The following is a 16,798-nucleotide window of genomic DNA, read 5'->3' on the forward strand; positions in this document are numbered from 1 at the left end:
TAGAATTGTTGTTGATTTCTTGAATTTTTGCTTTCATGATTGGATTAATTTTGTTCATTATTAAAAAATTGATCAAGAGCATTTAAATCTAAGATGTTTACACTGCGTGCTTTACTGCCTTCAAACGGACCAACAATACCTGCTGCCTCAAGTTGATCGATCAAACGACCGGCTCTGTTGTATCCTAGTTTTAATTTTCGCTGCAATAAAGAAGCAGAACCCTGTTGTGCATTGACAATTATCTCTGCCGCTTCTCTAAATAAAGTATCTCTTTCAGAAATATCTATATCAAGATTAATGCCACTTTCTTCGCCAACGAACTCTGGAAGCAAATAAGCCGTAGCATATGCTTTTTGTCCGCCAATAAAATCGGTAATTTTTTCCACTTCTGGAGTGTCAATAAAGGCGCACTGAACACGAATTACGTCGTTTCCATTAGTGTATAATAAATCTCCGCGTCCAATAAGCTGATCTGCTCCTTGAGTATCCAAAATAGTTCTAGAGTCAATTTTAGAAGTTACTCTAAACGCAATTCTGGCAGGGAAATTGGCCTTAATTAAACCTGTAATAACGTTTACAGAAGGTCTTTGTGTTGCAATAATTAAGTGAATACCAATAGCACGCGCTAATTGAGCTAAACGAGCAATTGGAACTTCGACTTCTTTTCCTGCAGTCATAATTAAATCGGCAAACTCATCGACAACCAAAACGATGTATGGTAAAAATCGGTGTCCTGCTTCAGGATTTAATTTTCTAGACTTGAATTTTTCGTTGTATTCTTTAATATTACGAACCATCGCATCTTTTAATAAAGAATAACGATTATCCATTTCTGTACAAAGTGAATTTAAAGTATTGACAACTTTTGCGTTATCAGTAATAATAGCGTCTTCTGTATCTGGAAGTTTAGCTAAATAATGTCTTTCAATTTTATTGAAAAGTGTAAGCTCTACTTTTTTCGGATCGACCAAAACAAATTTTACTTCTGCAGGATGTTTCTTGTATAGCAATGAAGTTAAAACCGCATTTAATCCGACAGATTTTCCTTGTCCAGTTGCTCCAGCCATCAATAAGTGAGGCATTTTTGCAAGATCGACAACAAAAGTTTCGTTTGAAATGGTTTTTCCTAATGCAATTGGTAGTTCCATTTCGGCTTCTTGGAACTTCGCTGCTCCAATAACGCTTTTCATAGAAACCATAGTAGGGTTTTTGTTCGGAACCTCAATACCGATAGTACCTTTTCCAGGAATTGGCGCAATAATACGAATTCCTAATGCTGATAATGATAAAGCAATATCATCTTCTAAACTCTTAATTTTAGAAATTCTGATTCCAGCTTCTGGCACAATTTCATATAAAGTAACCGATGGACCAACGGTTGCTTTAATCTGTGCAATTTCAATTTTGTAATTACGAAGCGTATCAACAATTCTATTTTTGTTTTCTTCTAATTCTTCCTGATTAATTGTAATTCCGCCAGTCGAATATTCTTTTAATAAATCGATGGTTGGGAATTTGTAATTTGACAAATCCAAAGTTGGATCAAATAATCCGAAATCGGCAACTAGACGAGAAGCTAAATTTTCTTCGATAATGTCTTCTTCTTCCGCTTTTTCTATTACAAATGCTTCTTCTGGCGTGGCAGTAATTTGTGTAGGTGGCGGTTGAATTGGTTTTAAAGTTGGAGTTAGCTCAATTTCTGATGAATGAGAAATGGTTGGTTTTAAAGCCTCCTTATTGATTTCAAATTGAGAATCGACAGTTTTAAGATGAATATTATCCAATTCAGGATCATTTTCTTCTTCTGCTTCTTCTTTAATAGAAAATTCTTCTAGATTATAAGCGCTTTCGGGCTGTTGAACAGCAGGTTTTAAAGTATCTAATTCCGATTTGAATTCTTTCTTAGTAGAATCAAAATAGGACTGAATTTTTTCTGGCGATAATTTGATTTTGAAAATTAGATAGACAATTAAACCGAAAAGTAGTGTAAGCAAAGTACCTGTCTTTCCGATATAATCTTGAAGGAATAGATTGAGTTCGTAACCAATTGTTCCTCCTAATTCTGGTGCAGAAGTAGCAAAGAAGCCAAAAAGTACAGAAACGATAATAATGGCAAAAATATCCCAGAACCAAGTATTTTTTAGCTTTTGAGTAGAAAGCTCCAATGCTAAAAACATTCCGGTAAGGAAAAACAAACGTACGAAAATAAAAGACGCCAACCCGAAACCTCTATAGATAATCAAATCGGCAAGATAAGCTCCGAATTTGCCAAGCCAATTCTCAGCAATTTCAGAACGATCGCCAAGCTGGTTTACAATGCTTTGATCATTTTGCCATTGTCCGTTAACATAAAAAGAAATAAATGCAACTAATAGGGCAATAGAAAAAAGAACCAAAAGACATCCTAGAACAAATTTTTGTTGTTTGGATATCTTAAATGATCTTTTATTTCCTTCTTGTTTATCGTTTTTTTTATCTACAGTTTCTTTTTTATTTTTTGCCATTCTTGCGTTTTCCTTTGCCTAAATAAATTTTGGAATATAAATAATCAAGCCTATTGCTATTGCAGTCATTGCAGCAAAAAATACTGCCCCTGCGGCAATATCTTTAATAAATCCGATTCGTCTGCTGTAATCAGGATGGATAAAATCGGCAATTTTTTCAACTGCTGTATTTAATCCTTCGATAGCTAAAACTAAGCCAATGGCTAAAGTTTGACAAAGCCATTCGGTTTGTGAAATATGAAAGTAAAAACCTAAAATAGTCATTATGATTCCCAATGAAAATTGAACCATAATACTATGTTCGGTCTTAATTAATTTTACAGCACCGTTAAAAGCATAAGTCATGCTTTTTAAACGGCCTGTAACAAAGGTGTTGTCTTTTTGAAACTCCATTTTAGAGGTAAATATTATAGTGCTGCTAAAGCTGCTTCGTAATTTGGTTCATTTGCAATTTCTGCAACTTGTTCTGTGTGAAGGACTTTTCCGTCTGCATCAACAACAATGATTGCTCGTGAGTGTAAACCAGCTAGAGGTCCGTCAACGATTTCTAATCCGTTTGCTTTTCCAAAAGCACCAGTTTGAAAATCTGATAAGTTTACTACATTTTCTAAACCTTCAGCACCACAAAAACGTTTTTGAGCGAAAGGTAAATCTCTAGAAATACATAAAACTGTTGTGTTTTCTAATCCGCTTGCACTTGCATTAAAAGTTCTAACAGATGTTGCGCAAGTTCCTGTATCAACACTTGGGAAGATATTTAAAACTAATTTTTTACCAGCGAAAGTGCTTAAAGAAGCAACTGATAAATCGTTTTGTACTAATTTGAAATCAGCTAATTGTGATCCAACTGCAGGTAATTCGCCTGATGTATGAACTGGATTTCCTCCTAATGTGATAGATGCCATGATTTTTGTTTAAAATTAATGAGGCTCAAAAGTAAGGATTAATATTTGAATGTAAAAGTATTTGTTAACGGTTTAAGGAGAGATTAAGGAGTCCTTTTTGATAGCCATAAATTCAAGAATTTGCGATTTATTTTAGCAAATTATTTCTATTAATAACTTTTATTTTGAGAAAATATTGTTCTCTTTATTCTGCATCTTTATGTCCAACTTTGCCATAGTTCTATTCGCAAAGTTTGTTATACCGACGAAGGAGGGCTGCGCTAGAAACTCTAAAAGATTGTGGAATTACCAGTGTGGGCTTCGACTAAACTCAGCCTGACAAAGATTGTGTGAAGCGTGGAACTGAAACCTGAGACTAAAAAAAAAGCGTCTCCAATTAGAAACGCTTTCTCCGTCATGTTTTTTTGTTTTTTCTTTGAAAAAAGAGGTTCGATTATTTATCGATAGAACCTAAAACACGTTTCATAAACGTATTTAAAGCTTCTTTTTTATCTGTTCCTTGAGCAACTAATTTTTGAACTTCAAGGGCACCGTACATATTTGAAATCAATTCACCAATTACGTCTAATTCTTCATCTTTAAGAGAAGGAATTTCAGTCATCGCTTCTAGAACTTCGATCGTTTCAATGATGTAATCCTGATCGTTTTCTTCGATAAATTGTGTTAAATGCTTAATTACTGGTAATTTCATAATTTTTTTGTTTAAGCGTTAAATCGTTTTTTTGTTTAATCGATTAAACGAATAAACAAATAACCAATTAAACAATAGCGTTTACTAAGTCAATTAAAACTTCTTGTTTGTTGGTTTGAGTTTCGCCAACTAATTGTCCGTTTACGAAAGTGGCAAATGTTGGCAAGTTGCTCACATTAGCTAATTTTCTAGACTCTGGAGAGTTTTCTGCATCAACCAAAACAAAAGTGATAGCTTCATTTTCTGTTGCTAATTTTTTGAATTTTGGTTTCATAATACGGCAATTTCCACACCATGAAGCTGAATATTGTACTACTACTTTTTCGTTTTTAGCAACTAAATCTGCTAATGTATCTTCGTTTAAGTCGATTAACATAAGTTTTATTTTTTGAGATTCTAAGGTGCTAAGATTCTAAGGTTCTGAGTTTTTGAACCTTTGTGGATTTTAGCAACTATAATTTTTTGAGATTTTTTGAGAGAGGATTAGATTTCTAAGTTACTAAGGCCTAAGAGTAAATCTTAGAACCTTAGCATCTTAGTATCTTAGAAACTAATTAAAAATTAGTTTGCACTTAAGTATTCAGCAGTACTGATTCTGTCTGCAGACATAGCTTCTTTACCAGCTTCCCAGTTTGCTGGACAAACTTCACCTTTAGTTTGGATGTGAGTGTAAGCGTCAACCATTCTTAAGTATTCGTTTACGTTACGTCCTAATGGCATATCGTTTACGCTTTCGTGGAAGATTTTTCCAGTTTCGTCAATTAGGTAAGTAGCTCTGTAAGTTACGTTTGAACCTTCGATGATAACTGAGTCAGTGTCTTCGCTGTAGCTTGTAGATTCGATATCAAGAATACCTAAAATGTTAGCTAAGTTACGGTTTGTATCAGCTAAGATTGGGTAAGTAACACCTTCGATTCCACCATTGTTTTTTGGAGTATTTAACCAAGCAAAGTGAACTTCGTTTGTGTCGCAAGAAGCGCCAATTACGATAGTATTTCTTTTTTCAAATTCAGGTAAAGCAGCTTGAAAGGCGTGTAATTCAGTTGGACATACAAAAGTAAAATCTTTTGGATACCAGAATAAAAGTACTTTTTTATTGTTGTTTACTGCTTCTTCAAAAATGTTGATTTTTAAATTGTCACCCATTTCTGAGATAGCATCTACTGCAATACTTGGGAATTTTTTTCCTACTAAAGACATAATTTTCGTTTTACGTTAAATATTTATTTCTGGTGCAAAAGTAGGGCATAAGTACAGGTTCTTACAATAAGATGTGATTATAAAAACTTATAAGTTGATAAATTTTGACTATTTAGAATTGTAATTTATTGAATATCAATATTTACTGGTAAAACGCTTGTAAAACTATTTTTTTCAAAAAATTGAATTCCTGCGGTTTTTTGAAATTCTTCAAAATCTTGATACGCCTGAATTAACCCTGAAGCCTTTTTTAGATCTGGAATAAGTGGTAAAACGTAAGGATTTCCGAAAACGTAAATAATGCATTTTTTTGTTTGAAGAAGATTAGAAAGCAGTTCGAAAACTTCGTCATTTACTTCAAAATTATTCAAAGGTTTTGCTTTTGGAACAAATAAGGAAATGATGAGGGTTTCAAAATTTTCTAATTCATTTTTGATTGCAACAATATCCGAAGTTTCTAAACTTTCAAAAGCAAATTCTGGAGAATCAAGTTTTGCATTGAGCGTTTTGAAAAATGTGTTTTCAGTATTTTTATATAAACTTAGTTTGGCTAATTTGTTGTTTTTCTGAGCGTCAATAGCTAAATCTGAAATTCCGTTATCAATGATTTTCGTAATTGCATTTTGAGCAATTTCTAGATTTAATTGAGATGCTTTTTCGAAGTTTAATTCGCCCGAAACGGCTGTATTTCCAGAAAGAATCCCTGCTTTTTCTTTGGCTTTCAAGATTCTATTATAGCTTTCGAAAATACGGTCTGGTGTAGCATTTTTGTAGATCGCTTCAATTCCTTCTGGAACATTTTCGGCAAAGCATAAAACATCGTTTCCTGCATTGAAAGCTTCCCATTCTAATTGACCTTTGGTTTCGTACAATTTAGAAACGCTGTGCATATTTAAAGCATCAGAAATTACTAAACCATCGTAACCTAATTTGTCGCGTAAAAGATCTTGAATCACTGCTTTTGATAATGTTGCAGAAGTGTCTTTTCCGTCATTTAAACTTGGAACTGCCAAATGCCCAATCATAATCGAATCGACATTATTTTCTATTCCTTTAATAAACGGATATAATTCGTTTTCTAATAATTCATCTAAAGTTTCTTTTAAAACAGGCAAACCTAAATGAGAATCTACATTGGTGTTTCCGTGTCCAGGGAAATGTTTCAGACAGCCTAAAACGCCAACTTCTGACATTCCTTTTAAATATTCAATAGAAAAATTGGCTACTTTTTCTTTGTTTTCACCAAAAGAACGATATCCGATAACTGGATTATTTGGATTGTTGTTGATGTCTGCCAAAGGCGATAAATTGTACTGAATTCCAGCCGCTTTTAAATCTAAACCAATTTGTTTTCCAACTTCGTAAACCAAACTCGATTTAGTTGAAGGTAAAGCGCCAAGCGTAATTGCATACGGATATTGAGGTGTTTTTTCAATTCGCATTGCTAAACCCCATTCAGCATCAATACTAATTAAAAGTGGAGTAGAAGCGGCTTTTTGATAACGAGAAATAAGTGTTTTGATCTTTTCGTAACTATCATCATTAAAAACAACTTTTTTCTTGCTTTCATAGTTGGTTGCAGCACTCGCACGACTATGGAAAAAGGTTAATCCTCCAATATTGTATTCTCTAATAAGTTTTTCTGTTTCCTGAATATTTTCTTCTGTATCATTGATGAATACTGCTGGAAAGAAAAATTGTCCTATTTTTTGTCGTAACGCTTCGGCTGTGATTTTCATTATTGTAAAGTCTTTTTCATAAAGACACTATTATCCATTTCTTTATAAAACAGATAATTGGGTATTATGATATAGTTTGATTTTTTATTTCAACTTTGCCTTTTTCTGTTTGGCTAATTGCTTTTTAGTTTCAATTGCTTTTTCTAATCTGTTTTTGAAACGGAAAAGCTTTGGCAATCCTTCTAATCGGTCTTCAATAGTGATTATTTCGTAAACCACAATTGCTTTTTCTAAAACGCGGATTTCATTATCCAAATCGTTTTCGTTTTTGTAGATCGTTGCTAGTCGATCGTAAGGGTGATTTCCTTTAAAGCCTTCTGCAACATTTTCTTCATACAATTCAATTGCTTTTTCAAGATTTCCATTTTTCTCGAACTCAGTTCCTTTCAGATTTCGTTCGTTCTGCAAGTTTTCATTGATTTCCATAGTTAAAGTTTGATTTGGGTGTTAAACTTCTTCTGATTTTTTCCCAAAATCTTTTGGGAAGGTTAAAAAACGTGATAAAATAAGACCTGGAATTGTAGCCAGCAAAACCCAAATAAAGAAGTTTTGATAGCCTAAATATTTTTGTATAAATCCGCTTGACATTCCTGGAAGCATCATTCCTAATGCCATAAAACCAGTTGCCAGTGCATAATGTGCTGTTTTTGATTCTCCTTCGGCAACATGAATTAAATACATCATAAAGGCAGTAAAACCAAAACCGTAACCAAATTGTTCTACAATTACAACGGCATAAATGTAATAAATTGAAGTAGGATGAAAGAAAGCCAATAATATAAAACCTAAAATTGGAAGGTGCATTGCTAAAAACATTGGAAACATCCATTTCGTAAGTCCTTGTTTTGAGATTGCGATTCCGCCTAAAATACCTCCGATGGTTAAAGCCGCAACGCCACAAGTTCCATAAATAATTCCAACAGCTTCAGTGTCTAATCCCATTCCGCCTAATTCTTTCGAATCTAATAAAAACGGACTTAGCATTTTAAGCAATTGAGATTCTCCTAGTCTAAAAACCAAGATAAAAGTTAGAATCAATCCGATTTGTTTTTTCTTGAAAAAACTGATAAAAATAGTTGCAAAATCTTGAGAATGTGCAGTTTCTTTAGTTGTCACAGCATTGATTTCATTCTTTGGTGTAAAAATGAAATTGTAAAGGGTAATGAAAGTCATTAGTAAACCAACACAAATCATGGTATATGACCAAGCTTTGGTATTGTCTCCAAATTTATGTTCTAAATAACCTGCAAAAAGCACTACCAATCCGTTTCCTGCTAACATCGAAAGTCTGTAAAAAGTACTTCTAATACCAATAAAGAAAGATTGTTTGTCTTCTGGAAGAACCAATAGATAAAAGCCATCGCTAGCAATATCATTAGAAGCCGAAGCAAAAGCCGCAACCCAGAATATAGACAAGGTCATTATGAAAAATCCGTTGAGCGGAATGGTAAAACCGACCAGCAGAAAAGCAATTGAAATGATTAATTGCATTAGTAAAAACCATTTTCTTTTGGTTCCGATTAATTCAATAAGCGGACTCCAAAGAGGTTTGATAACCCAAGGCAGATAAAGTAAACTGGTGTAAACACCAATATCTTCGTTAGAAATCCCTAAATTTTTATACATAATTACCGAAACGGAAATAATTATAGCATACGGTAATCCAGAAGCGAAGTTAAGAAGCGGAATCCAAAACCAAGGTTTGTTATCTGTTTTCATTAGGTTGATTTGGTGTATAGTTTTTAAATGGCTTTTTTAAATCTATTGCAATTGGAGTACTTTCATTGGCATAGTAATCAATAAAAGTTACTGCACAGGCTTTGTAAAGGTTTAATTTTCCTGCCGCTATTGCGAAATTGATTTTTCCGTCAACTTCTTTTATCGTTACTTTCTCAATAATTTTTGTTGCATCATTAGTATCAATTTTCGAAATATGTTCTGCTCCATAAACTACCATATAGCGAACCTTTGTATTTAGAGGACTTTGGAATGTGAAATCATATTTAATACTGTCTTTTTTGTACTCCAATAATTTTGGCGTGTCAATAATTACATGTCGTAAATTTGGAACAGCTGCAGGAAGTGCAGGATATTTATATTGGTTTTCTTCTAAATGACGAACGACATCGAAGTTTTTGCCCATAAACCATTTTGAGCTGAAGTAGGCGCTTCCAGAAACATTTTTGAAAGTTCTTAAGAAATCAATTTGGGTTGGAATTTCGGTCATATAATTCCAGCTTTTATCACCGTCGCCTCTAATTTTGTACGTAGCATGTCCGATGTAAATAGCAGTATTCGGATTAGCGTTCTCAGACCACCATTTTACCAATTTAGAGTAAGAAGCTCTAGTATTGTTCATGCTCCAATATAATTGAGGCAAGATATAATCGATCCAGTTCTGATCCATCCATAACATCGGATCAGCGTATAAATCATCATAATTTGAAGTCGACTGTGTTTCAGAACCTTTTGGATCTTGAGATTTGTTTCTCCAAACTCCAAACGGACTAATTCCGAATTGAACCCACGGTTTGCTTTCTTTAATGGTAGCCGAAATGGCATGTACAAAGTTGCTGACATTTGCACGACGCCAATCTGCACGGCTTAAACCTGCGCCATATTTTTGGTACGAAGCATTATCGTTAAATACTTTTCCAGGAACAGCATAAGGATAGAAATAATCATCAAAATGAATGGCATCAATATCATATTTGTCAACCACTTCTTTTACGACTTTGGTTAAATGCGCTTGAACTTCTGGTAAAGCAGGATCGTAATAATATTTTCCGCCATATTCGATCATCCATTCTGGATGTTTAAAAAGATCGTGATTTGGGCTTAAAAGATTTTTATTCAAATCGAAAGTTGCACGATAAGGATTCAGCCAAGCGTGAAACTCAAAGCCTCTGTTGTGTGCTTGCTCAATCATCCAAGCCAAAGTATCGTAATAGGGGTTTGGAGCCAAACCTTCTTTTCCGGTCAAAAATCGTGACCAAGGTGCAAATTCTGAAGGATAAATGGCATCTCCAACACTTCTAACCTGAACAATTACGGCATTATAATTTAGTTTTTTGTAGGCTTCTAAAATTTCAAGATAATCAGCTTTTTCTTTTTCGACATTATCCATACTTGTTTTCGGCCAGTCAATATTTACAACCGTTGCAATCCATACACCTCTAAATTCGTTTTTAGGATGCATGTTACTTTCCTGTGCATTAGAAATCGAAGTAATGAAAAATGAAAATAAAAGAAAAAATATTAAGCGCTGATTTTTATGCATTTCAAATGTTTATTTTAACAGGAATCAAAAATAGTTTGTTTTTGCCACGAATTACACTAATCGCACTAATTTTTGTTCTTAATTATTCTTTTAAAAAAGAATTCGTGAAAATTCGTGTAATTCGTGGCAACTTTTTTTAGCCACAGATTATAAAGATAAAAATGATTAATCCTAGAAATCCATTAATCTGTGGCATAAAAAAACATTAATTTGTGCCAATTCGTGGCAATTTTTTTAGCCACAGATTATAAAGATTAAAATGATTAATTCCAGAAATCCTTTAATCTGTGGCATAAAAAGAACATTAATTTGTGCCAATTCATGGCAATTTTATTTCTTTAATCAGGAAACGAAATTTTCCCCATTGTTACAGAAGGAATTCCTTTGCTGTTTCCAAAATTGTAATCGCCTCCAGAAACGGTTTCATTGGCTAAAAGCGCAAATAAAACAGCTTCTTTGGCATCGCTTAAAATGCCCAAATCGTCGCTAGTATGAAACTGGCAAGGCAATAATTCCTTTAACCATTTTACCAATAGCGGATTATTCGTTCCGCCTCCAGACATATAAATATGAAAATCTTCTGCTGGAATTGAAGTGTTTTTTATGGTGAAATAAATTGCTTCTGCAATAGTTTCAGCACTTAAACGTGTTAAAGTCGCCAGCAAATCTGATGCCGAAATATTTTCTAAACCACATTTTACCAAAGCCGACTGTACGAAATCGAAATTAAACAACTCCTGACCAATTGATTTTGGAAAACTTTTTTGGAAGAAATCATCGCTTTTTAATTCGTTTAAAAGTTCTTGATTTACAGTTCCTTGTTGCGCAATTTCAGCATCTTTATCGTAGCTTTTTTCAGGGAAATAATGTTTGGTAAAAATGTCTATTAATGTGTTTGCAGTTCCAGTATCGGTTACAAAAACTTCCTCGGCGTTAAGAGAGGCTGGGAGATAAGTATAATTTCCGATTCCGCCCATGTTGAGCATGATTCTATTTTCTCCTTTTTTTCCGAATAATAAATAATCGCCATAAACTGCAAGAGGCGCACCTTCGCCACCCGCTGCAACATGTTTTTGTCTGAAATCTGAAATGGTGATAATTCCCGTTTTTACTGCAATATGATCTCCGTCTCCAATTTGCAAAGTTGCGTTTGGAAATTTTTCCTGCTGATGTAAAAACTTTGGAGCGTGTAAAACCGTCTGTCCGTGCGAAGCAATTAAATCCACTTCGCTTGACGAAATATTCCATTTAGAAAGACAATCATTAATCATGTCGCTGTGCAATATTCCAATCCATTCGTTTAATAAAGCCAGATGCTGAAAATCGATTGTTCTCTGAGCAAATACTTTTCTAATCTCGTTTTTAATGTCTTCAGAATAAGAAATGGTTTCAAATTCAAGAATTTTCACATTCGTATTTTCGCCAGAACCAGAAACAGCACATAAAGCAATATCAAGTCCGTCGAGAGAAGTTCCAGACATTAAACCAAGTATTTTTCGGGTTTCTTTTTGAGCTGTAGTATAGAGTGCAGATATATTTTTATTCATTATAAAATGAGGTTTTATAGAAGTCAGTTTATTGATAACGCTAAAATGGGATTATTTCGGATATAAAGCTATAGATTTTAGACAATTTTTATTTTTGAACGTCATTTTAATAAATCAAAATTTGTGATATAAATCTTAAAAATTAAAATCCAAACTTACTGCCTTTTCTATATATTTGCCCATAACCAATTCAAAAAAATAAAATCATGTTAGTTATTATAGGACTTTTTGTTTTCCTTTTTATTATCGGAATCGTAATCTACAATTCACTAATTGGAAAAAGAAATCAGGTTACGAATGCTTTCTCTGCGATTGATGTAATGTTGAAAAAACGTTTCGATTTAATTCCGAATCTTGTTGAAGTTGTAAAACAATACACAAATTACGAACAAAGCACATTAACTAAAATTGTAGAGCTTCGTGCTAGAGCAACTTCTGGGAATTTAACAGATGAAGAAAAAGCGAGTTTGGATACCGAATTAAGTTCTGCTGTAAAAGGTTTGATGGTAACGGTAGAAAATTATCCTGATTTGAAAGCCAATACCAATTTCTTAAATCTTCAAACAACTTGGACAGAAAGCGAAGAACAAATTGCAGCAGCAAGAAGAACTTATAATGCTTCGGTAACAGATTATAACAACGCCATTATGATGTTTCCTGGCAATATGTTTGCAGGAATGTTGGGTTATACTAAAATTGATGTACTGGCAACTCCAGAAGAAGAGCGTAAAAATATTAGTGCAAAAGAACTATTTAATAATTAATGGATTCAGAAATAAATTCGAAAGCCAATCTGCAGGAAATTCTGAATACCTTAGAAGTTGATCGAAAAAAAATAGCCGAGACTTATCAGACTTGCTATATATTATTTGGTCTTGCAATATTGATTTTAGTTGTTGGGTTGTTTATTCGATTTGCTGCATTGGGCATTATTGGCTGTTTGGTTCCTTTGATTATTGGAATTGTGATGTATTTTAGAATAGATGACGATGCCAAAAAATACAAATCGGCATATAAAATGAACATTGTTGGAACCGCTTTAAAGGACATTAACGAAACGTTGACTATTGCACCACAAAGCGGACTCCCAGAATATGAGTTTATTAGTTCGGAACTTTTTACAACGGAACCCGATCGCTATAAAACGCAGGATTTAATAAGCGGAATAGCCGATAAAACTTCTTTTTGGTTTGCCGAAGTCCATGCAGAATATAAAACGGAAACTCGCGATAAAAACGGTACAAAAACAACTTGGCATACCATTTTTAAAGGAATTATTTTCGTAGCCGATTTTAATAAAAACTTTAATGTTTCGACTGTTGTACGTCCAAAAGGTATTGCAGATGCCATTGGTTCGTGGTTTTCCAAAAACGTTTTTAGTTTCGGAAATAGTGAAGTGGTACAGCTAGAAAATACCGAATTTGACGATAAGTTTGCAACTTTTTCTAAAGATCAAATTGAGGCAAGATACATTCTAACACCTGCAATGATGGAGAGAATTCTAGATTTAAATAGAAAATCTGACGATACAATTTCGATTTCTTTTATTCATTCTAAAATGTATATCGCTTTTCCGCTGTCGCACAATTATTTTGAAGCACCGATTCATTCTTCGCTTTTGGCACCAGATTTACTTACTTACGATCTTTCGATAGTTCAGTTTATGCAGGACATTATTCATGAACTAGATTTGAATACTAGGATTTGGGGGAAGGAATAAGGTTTTGAATATTTTTTAAAATCTTTTAATAGATTTCGATTTAAATGATAAAAAGAAAACCCTCGACTTAAATAATCGAGGGTTTTCTTTTTAATCTTTTACTCCACCTCCAAATAAGGATTTAAAGTTTCTGCCAATTCATTGAGCCAGTAAAAGCTGTCTCTTAATTTGATGATTTCGGTTTGAAATGTTTCATGTTCGCTCAAAACGCATAAAGCGAGTGTAAAATTTACTTGCCTTAAAGTTTTAGCCATTTCTACAGGATCGATTCTGTCGTTGAAGAAATTCAAAAGCTTGATTTCGGTTTGTTTTGAAATTGTGTTGGTACTCATAAATGTTGTAGTTTTAGAAGTAAAAAACCCTTGTAGATTAGTGTTTCTAACGCCTACAACAGCGCTTACGGTCGTTTCCGATACCGAACACATAATACAAGGGCAAATCTTATTTCGTTCTTAATGTTGTAGTTTAAGAGTTGTAAAAGTATTAAAAAACAACAACAAAAAGTAAGAAAAATAATATATTTTTATTCTTTAACAAATGAACAAGAAATAGAAAAATCTTCTTTCAGCGGTAAATATAAAACGATTATCCTGAGAAAAGATAAATTCGATTAAATTTCCACACAGTTTGTCATTTCGACGAAGGAGAAATCTTCGTAAGTAACTCCGTAAAGAAAAGCCAATCTTTATCGAGTTTCTTGCGAAGATTTCTCCTTCGTCAAAATGACAAGATTGGGGAGATTTGTAGGTTTTCAAAAACTCTTTGGCTTCGTACTGGACGACCCCCGCCCCGCTAGCGCGAGCGTCTCGCTCGTGCCCGCAAAGATGTTTCATATTTAAAAAATTATTTAATTATTAAACTAATTCTAGATATAAAATTAGATACTTTGTGTTCACGACCGAGACGCTCGCGCTAGCATGTGCCTTATTTAAGTACAAACCCATTTTCCTTCAATTTATTCAAAACCGCCGCAATAATTTTAGAACGACATTCTGAATTTTCGGTTGTTGATGCAGTTTTCACCCAATAACGAATGTTGAGTTGAATAATACCACCAGCAATAACATCGGTAATTACGGCAGCGTTTTCATGGTCTTTTTCGGTTACATCTTCGCTGTTTCCTAGAATTTCTTTTACGATTTCGATAGCGTGTTTATAATCAGAACCATATTCTAATCCGACGGTGAAAGTTTGAAGGAGAAAGCCTTCGCTGTTGTAGTTAATTAAAGTGTTTTTTATAAGAAGCGCATTTGGAATGTAAATGATTTTAGAATCGCTTTTTACTTCGGTATCACGGAGGTTAAGATTAATGACTTCACCTTTTACACCGTTGCTTTCAATGATATCTCCAATAGAAAACGGACGTTTGAAAGCGAGCAGAATTCCGGCAAGGAAATTTTCGCCAATGTCTTTAAGCGCAAAACCAATTACAAAAGCCGAAATTCCGGCACCAGCCAGCATGCTTTGCGCAACGCCTTCAAGACCAATAATTCGGAACATAAACAAGATTCCGATAATAATTAAAACCGATTTAATTAAACGTGCAATAAAAACCGCCAGAAGACGATCGTGCATTTTTGTTTTTAGTCGGTTTCCTGCAAAAATACCCACACGGCTTGCAATAAACCATGAAACGAGAACGACCAAAACGGCCAGAATAAATTTTGGTGTAAGATCAACAATGCTATTGTAGTAACCTTCGAGGTGGCTGATAACGTCTTGAAAGAAATTTTCCATAATTGTTAAGGCGTAAAAAAGTAAAATTTTAAAATTACCTTTTTAGTAAGCCGAATGCTTTACAGGATTCTCTTAGAATTTTATAAAATATGATGGAAAATTAAAAATGATTATTTATCTCTTAGTTTGGTTGTCGGGACTTCGAAATATTTATAAAGTAAAATGGATAGTACAATTGTGAAGAACCAATACAATAAATATTTAATAACTAATGTAACATAAGAGTTTATAAAATCTATTTCTAAATGTAGCACAATCCAATTTTTAACTAAAGTTAAATTTATGAGATACATCGAGTATGAAATTAGAGAAAAATAGGTGACTGCTTTATATATTTTTCCTTTGCCGGATTTTATTTCACTTAAAAAAGGTAAAAGAAATAGTGTTCCAATAGAGTTTAAAGAAAAAGAGAATACACACGCGTATAAAGAATTTAAATCTGCTTTAATAAAAAATTTATTAGATATTAATAAAATCAATCCTAATGAAAACAATGTTTTTTTGTATTTATGCCAGATATTGTTTTGATAATAGGCAATATACGCACCTAAGACTCCGTACATAATGCTATCTATTCTGGTAAAAACTTGTTTTCTAAAATTTATGTCCCAATCTCTGCTGTTTTCTAAAATTATTTGTAAACTTTTTACGTATCTAAAAAAAGTCGCAAATAAGATGATTAAAATGGCTGTAATTAAAATGGCTTTTTTTGTGCTTAAGCTGAATAATCTAATAATTAATAATAAAATTATTGGAACAATTAAGTAGAACCATTCTTCAATACTTAAGCTCCAAGCTTCAGGAAACCAATTAGGGTGAGGATAATATAAGTTTTGACTAAAAATATAATATTTTAAAGAATGGGATATTTGAAAATCTTTGCTAAAAAAATGACTAAGAATAATAAGTAACGATAAAATTAAGAAATAATTAGGAAGCGTTCTGTACCATCTCCTTTTCCAGAAATTAATAAGGACTTCGTTAGAAAATGGTTTATTCTCAAGCTCCTTAATTAGAATGCTACCAATTAGATACCCGCTTAAAACAAAAAAGATGCTAACGCCATCAAGTACGAAGTAATCAAGATACCTTGCTGTTAAGCCAGAAAAAAACAGGTTTCCGTGTCCAAAAACTACAAATAATATAGCCAAACATCTAAGGATATCTAGACCGAAAATTCTATTACATCCAACATCAATTTTTAGAAAGCTAATCATTATATTTAGTTTAGGTCGCCAAAAATAATAATTTTCCCTAAACTTCGCTTTAAATGTTTTTGAGTCGCACTAAAATTGGATGCGCGAATTTTTTAATAGAAAATAATATAATATTTTTTATTTCAATGTTTACTTTTGATTATTAATTTTAAAGATAATAAAGTGTTTGAAATAATAACATAAACATTGAAGAGCAACACTTAATTTTCTTAATTTACAACAAAAAAGAAAGGAAATAAAAGTATTTTTGCATTTGTA

General features: G+C 33.1%; 16 protein-coding genes. 2 read left to right on the plus strand and 14 right to left on the minus strand.

Annotation, left to right across the window (positions count from 1 at the left end; genetic code table 11):
* Positions 1-44: 44 nt before the first annotated feature.
* The 11 genes from AC1Q5Z_RS00460 to AC1Q5Z_RS00510 form a co-directional block, all read right to left on the minus strand.
* Positions 45-2,504, minus strand: coding sequence for a DNA translocase FtsK (locus AC1Q5Z_RS00460; protein ID WP_343586225.1), 2,460 nt, complete (start codon positions 2,502-2,504; stop codon positions 45-47).
* An 18-nt stretch (positions 2,505-2,522) separates the two neighbouring features.
* Entirely contained in the window at positions 2,523-2,897 is a 375-nt protein-coding gene (locus tag AC1Q5Z_RS00465; protein ID WP_198856762.1) for a diacylglycerol kinase, read from the minus strand.
* A 14-nt stretch (positions 2,898-2,911) separates the two neighbouring features.
* The gene (tpx, locus tag AC1Q5Z_RS00470; protein WP_144214976.1) at positions 2,912-3,409 is read right to left on the minus strand and encodes a thiol peroxidase; all 498 of its coding nucleotides are present in this window, start codon (positions 3,407-3,409) and stop codon (positions 2,912-2,914) included.
* A gap of 433 nt (positions 3,410-3,842) precedes the next feature.
* Entirely contained in the window at positions 3,843-4,100 is a 258-nt protein-coding gene (locus AC1Q5Z_RS00475; protein WP_008462029.1) for a DUF6952 family protein, read from the minus strand.
* Between the two features lie 67 nt (positions 4,101-4,167).
* Positions 4,168-4,476 (minus strand): thioredoxin family protein, encoded by a 309-nt coding sequence (locus AC1Q5Z_RS00480; RefSeq protein ID WP_008462030.1) that lies wholly within the window; start codon positions 4,474-4,476, stop codon positions 4,168-4,170.
* A 185-nt stretch (positions 4,477-4,661) separates the two neighbouring features.
* Positions 4,662-5,300 carry a peroxiredoxin gene (locus AC1Q5Z_RS00485; protein ID WP_012024184.1) on the minus strand — a complete coding sequence of 213 codons (639 nt, stop codon included), beginning with the start codon at positions 5,298-5,300 and terminating at the stop codon, positions 4,662-4,664.
* Between the two features lie 125 nt (positions 5,301-5,425).
* Positions 5,426-7,039, minus strand: a complete 1,614-nt coding sequence (locus tag AC1Q5Z_RS00490) for a glycoside hydrolase family 3 protein (protein ID WP_492443302.1) — start codon at positions 7,037-7,039, stop codon at positions 5,426-5,428.
* Positions 7,040-7,123: 84 nt separating this feature from the next.
* Positions 7,124-7,465 carry a tetratricopeptide repeat protein gene (locus AC1Q5Z_RS00495; RefSeq protein WP_198856764.1) on the minus strand — a complete coding sequence of 114 codons (342 nt, stop codon included), beginning with the start codon at positions 7,463-7,465 and terminating at the stop codon, positions 7,124-7,126.
* A gap of 21 nt (positions 7,466-7,486) precedes the next feature.
* Positions 7,487-8,758 carry an MFS transporter gene (locus AC1Q5Z_RS00500; RefSeq protein WP_492443305.1) on the minus strand — a complete coding sequence of 424 codons (1,272 nt, stop codon included), beginning with the start codon at positions 8,756-8,758 and terminating at the stop codon, positions 7,487-7,489.
* Positions 8,745-10,319, minus strand: coding sequence for a glycoside hydrolase family 10-like protein (locus AC1Q5Z_RS00505; protein ID WP_198856766.1), 1,575 nt, complete (start codon positions 10,317-10,319; stop codon positions 8,745-8,747). Before AC1Q5Z_RS00505 ends, AC1Q5Z_RS00500 begins: the two co-directional genes overlap by 14 nt.
* 338 nt (positions 10,320-10,657) lie before the next feature.
* On the minus strand, positions 10,658-11,866 hold the full coding sequence (locus AC1Q5Z_RS00510; protein WP_492443307.1) for an anhydro-N-acetylmuramic acid kinase: 1,209 nt from the start codon (positions 11,864-11,866) through the stop codon (positions 10,658-10,660).
* Positions 11,867-12,072: 206 nt separating this feature from the next.
* On the opposite strand from AC1Q5Z_RS00510, the gene AC1Q5Z_RS00515 reads away from it, so the two are divergent.
* Positions 12,073-12,630, plus strand: a complete 558-nt coding sequence (locus AC1Q5Z_RS00515) for a LemA family protein (protein ID WP_492443309.1) — start codon at positions 12,073-12,075, stop codon at positions 12,628-12,630.
* Complete coding sequence (locus AC1Q5Z_RS00520; protein ID WP_343586237.1) at positions 12,630-13,586, plus strand: DUF3137 domain-containing protein; 957 nt, start codon at positions 12,630-12,632, stop codon at positions 13,584-13,586. Before AC1Q5Z_RS00515 ends, AC1Q5Z_RS00520 begins: the two co-directional genes overlap by 1 nt.
* Before the next feature lie 98 nt (positions 13,587-13,684).
* Here AC1Q5Z_RS00520 and AC1Q5Z_RS00525 read toward each other — a convergent pair whose 3' ends face one another.
* From AC1Q5Z_RS00525 to AC1Q5Z_RS00535, 3 genes are all read right to left on the minus strand, one after another.
* A complete protein-coding gene (locus AC1Q5Z_RS00525) occupies positions 13,685-13,918 on the minus strand; it encodes a hypothetical protein (RefSeq protein ID WP_343586239.1) in 234 nt (77 codons plus the stop codon).
* A gap of 592 nt (positions 13,919-14,510) precedes the next feature.
* Positions 14,511-15,323, minus strand: a complete 813-nt coding sequence (locus AC1Q5Z_RS00530; RefSeq protein WP_278022476.1) for a mechanosensitive ion channel family protein — start codon at positions 15,321-15,323, stop codon at positions 14,511-14,513.
* 110 nt (positions 15,324-15,433) lie between these two features.
* Positions 15,434-16,540, minus strand: a complete 1,107-nt coding sequence (locus AC1Q5Z_RS00535; protein ID WP_492443313.1) for an acyltransferase family protein — start codon at positions 16,538-16,540, stop codon at positions 15,434-15,436.
* Positions 16,541-16,798: the final 258 nt, after the last annotated feature.

This window comes from Flavobacterium sp. GW823-FHT06G12, assembly GCF_058794775.1.

Excerpts from the sequence above, each read along its gene's own strand:
- AC1Q5Z_RS00505 (WP_198856766.1), bottom strand. The coding sequence starts at position 10,319 with ATGCATAAAAATCAGCGCTTAATATTTTTTCTTTTATTTTCATTTTTC.
- AC1Q5Z_RS00460 (WP_343586225.1), bottom strand. The coding sequence starts at position 2,504 with ATGGCAAAAAATAAAAAAGAAACTGTAGATAAAAAAAACGATAAACAA.
- AC1Q5Z_RS00495 (WP_198856764.1), bottom strand. The coding sequence starts at position 7,465 with ATGGAAATCAATGAAAACTTGCAGAACGAACGAAATCTGAAAGGAACT.
- AC1Q5Z_RS00520 (WP_343586237.1), top strand. The coding sequence starts at position 12,630 with ATGGATTCAGAAATAAATTCGAAAGCCAATCTGCAGGAAATTCTGAAT.
- AC1Q5Z_RS00535 (WP_492443313.1), bottom strand. The coding sequence starts at position 16,540 with ATGATTAGCTTTCTAAAAATTGATGTTGGATGTAATAGAATTTTCGGT.
- AC1Q5Z_RS00465 (WP_198856762.1), bottom strand. The coding sequence starts at position 2,897 with ATGGAGTTTCAAAAAGACAACACCTTTGTTACAGGCCGTTTAAAAAGC.
- AC1Q5Z_RS00485 (WP_012024184.1), bottom strand. The coding sequence starts at position 5,300 with ATGTCTTTAGTAGGAAAAAAATTCCCAAGTATTGCAGTAGATGCTATC.
- AC1Q5Z_RS00490 (WP_492443302.1), bottom strand. The coding sequence starts at position 7,039 with ATGAAAATCACAGCCGAAGCGTTACGACAAAAAATAGGACAATTTTTC.
- AC1Q5Z_RS00500 (WP_492443305.1), bottom strand. The coding sequence starts at position 8,758 with ATGAAAACAGATAACAAACCTTGGTTTTGGATTCCGCTTCTTAACTTC.
- AC1Q5Z_RS00515 (WP_492443309.1), top strand. The coding sequence starts at position 12,073 with ATGTTAGTTATTATAGGACTTTTTGTTTTCCTTTTTATTATCGGAATC.
- AC1Q5Z_RS00480 (WP_008462030.1), bottom strand. The coding sequence starts at position 4,476 with ATGTTAATCGACTTAAACGAAGATACATTAGCAGATTTAGTTGCTAAA.
- AC1Q5Z_RS00525 (WP_343586239.1), bottom strand. The coding sequence starts at position 13,918 with ATGAGTACCAACACAATTTCAAAACAAACCGAAATCAAGCTTTTGAAT.
- tpx (WP_144214976.1), bottom strand. The coding sequence starts at position 3,409 with ATGGCATCTATCACATTAGGAGGAAATCCAGTTCATACATCAGGCGAA.
- AC1Q5Z_RS00475 (WP_008462029.1), bottom strand. The coding sequence starts at position 4,100 with ATGAAATTACCAGTAATTAAGCATTTAACACAATTTATCGAAGAAAAC.
- AC1Q5Z_RS00510 (WP_492443307.1), bottom strand. The coding sequence starts at position 11,866 with ATGAATAAAAATATATCTGCACTCTATACTACAGCTCAAAAAGAAACC.
- AC1Q5Z_RS00530 (WP_278022476.1), bottom strand. The coding sequence starts at position 15,323 with ATGGAAAATTTCTTTCAAGACGTTATCAGCCACCTCGAAGGTTACTAC.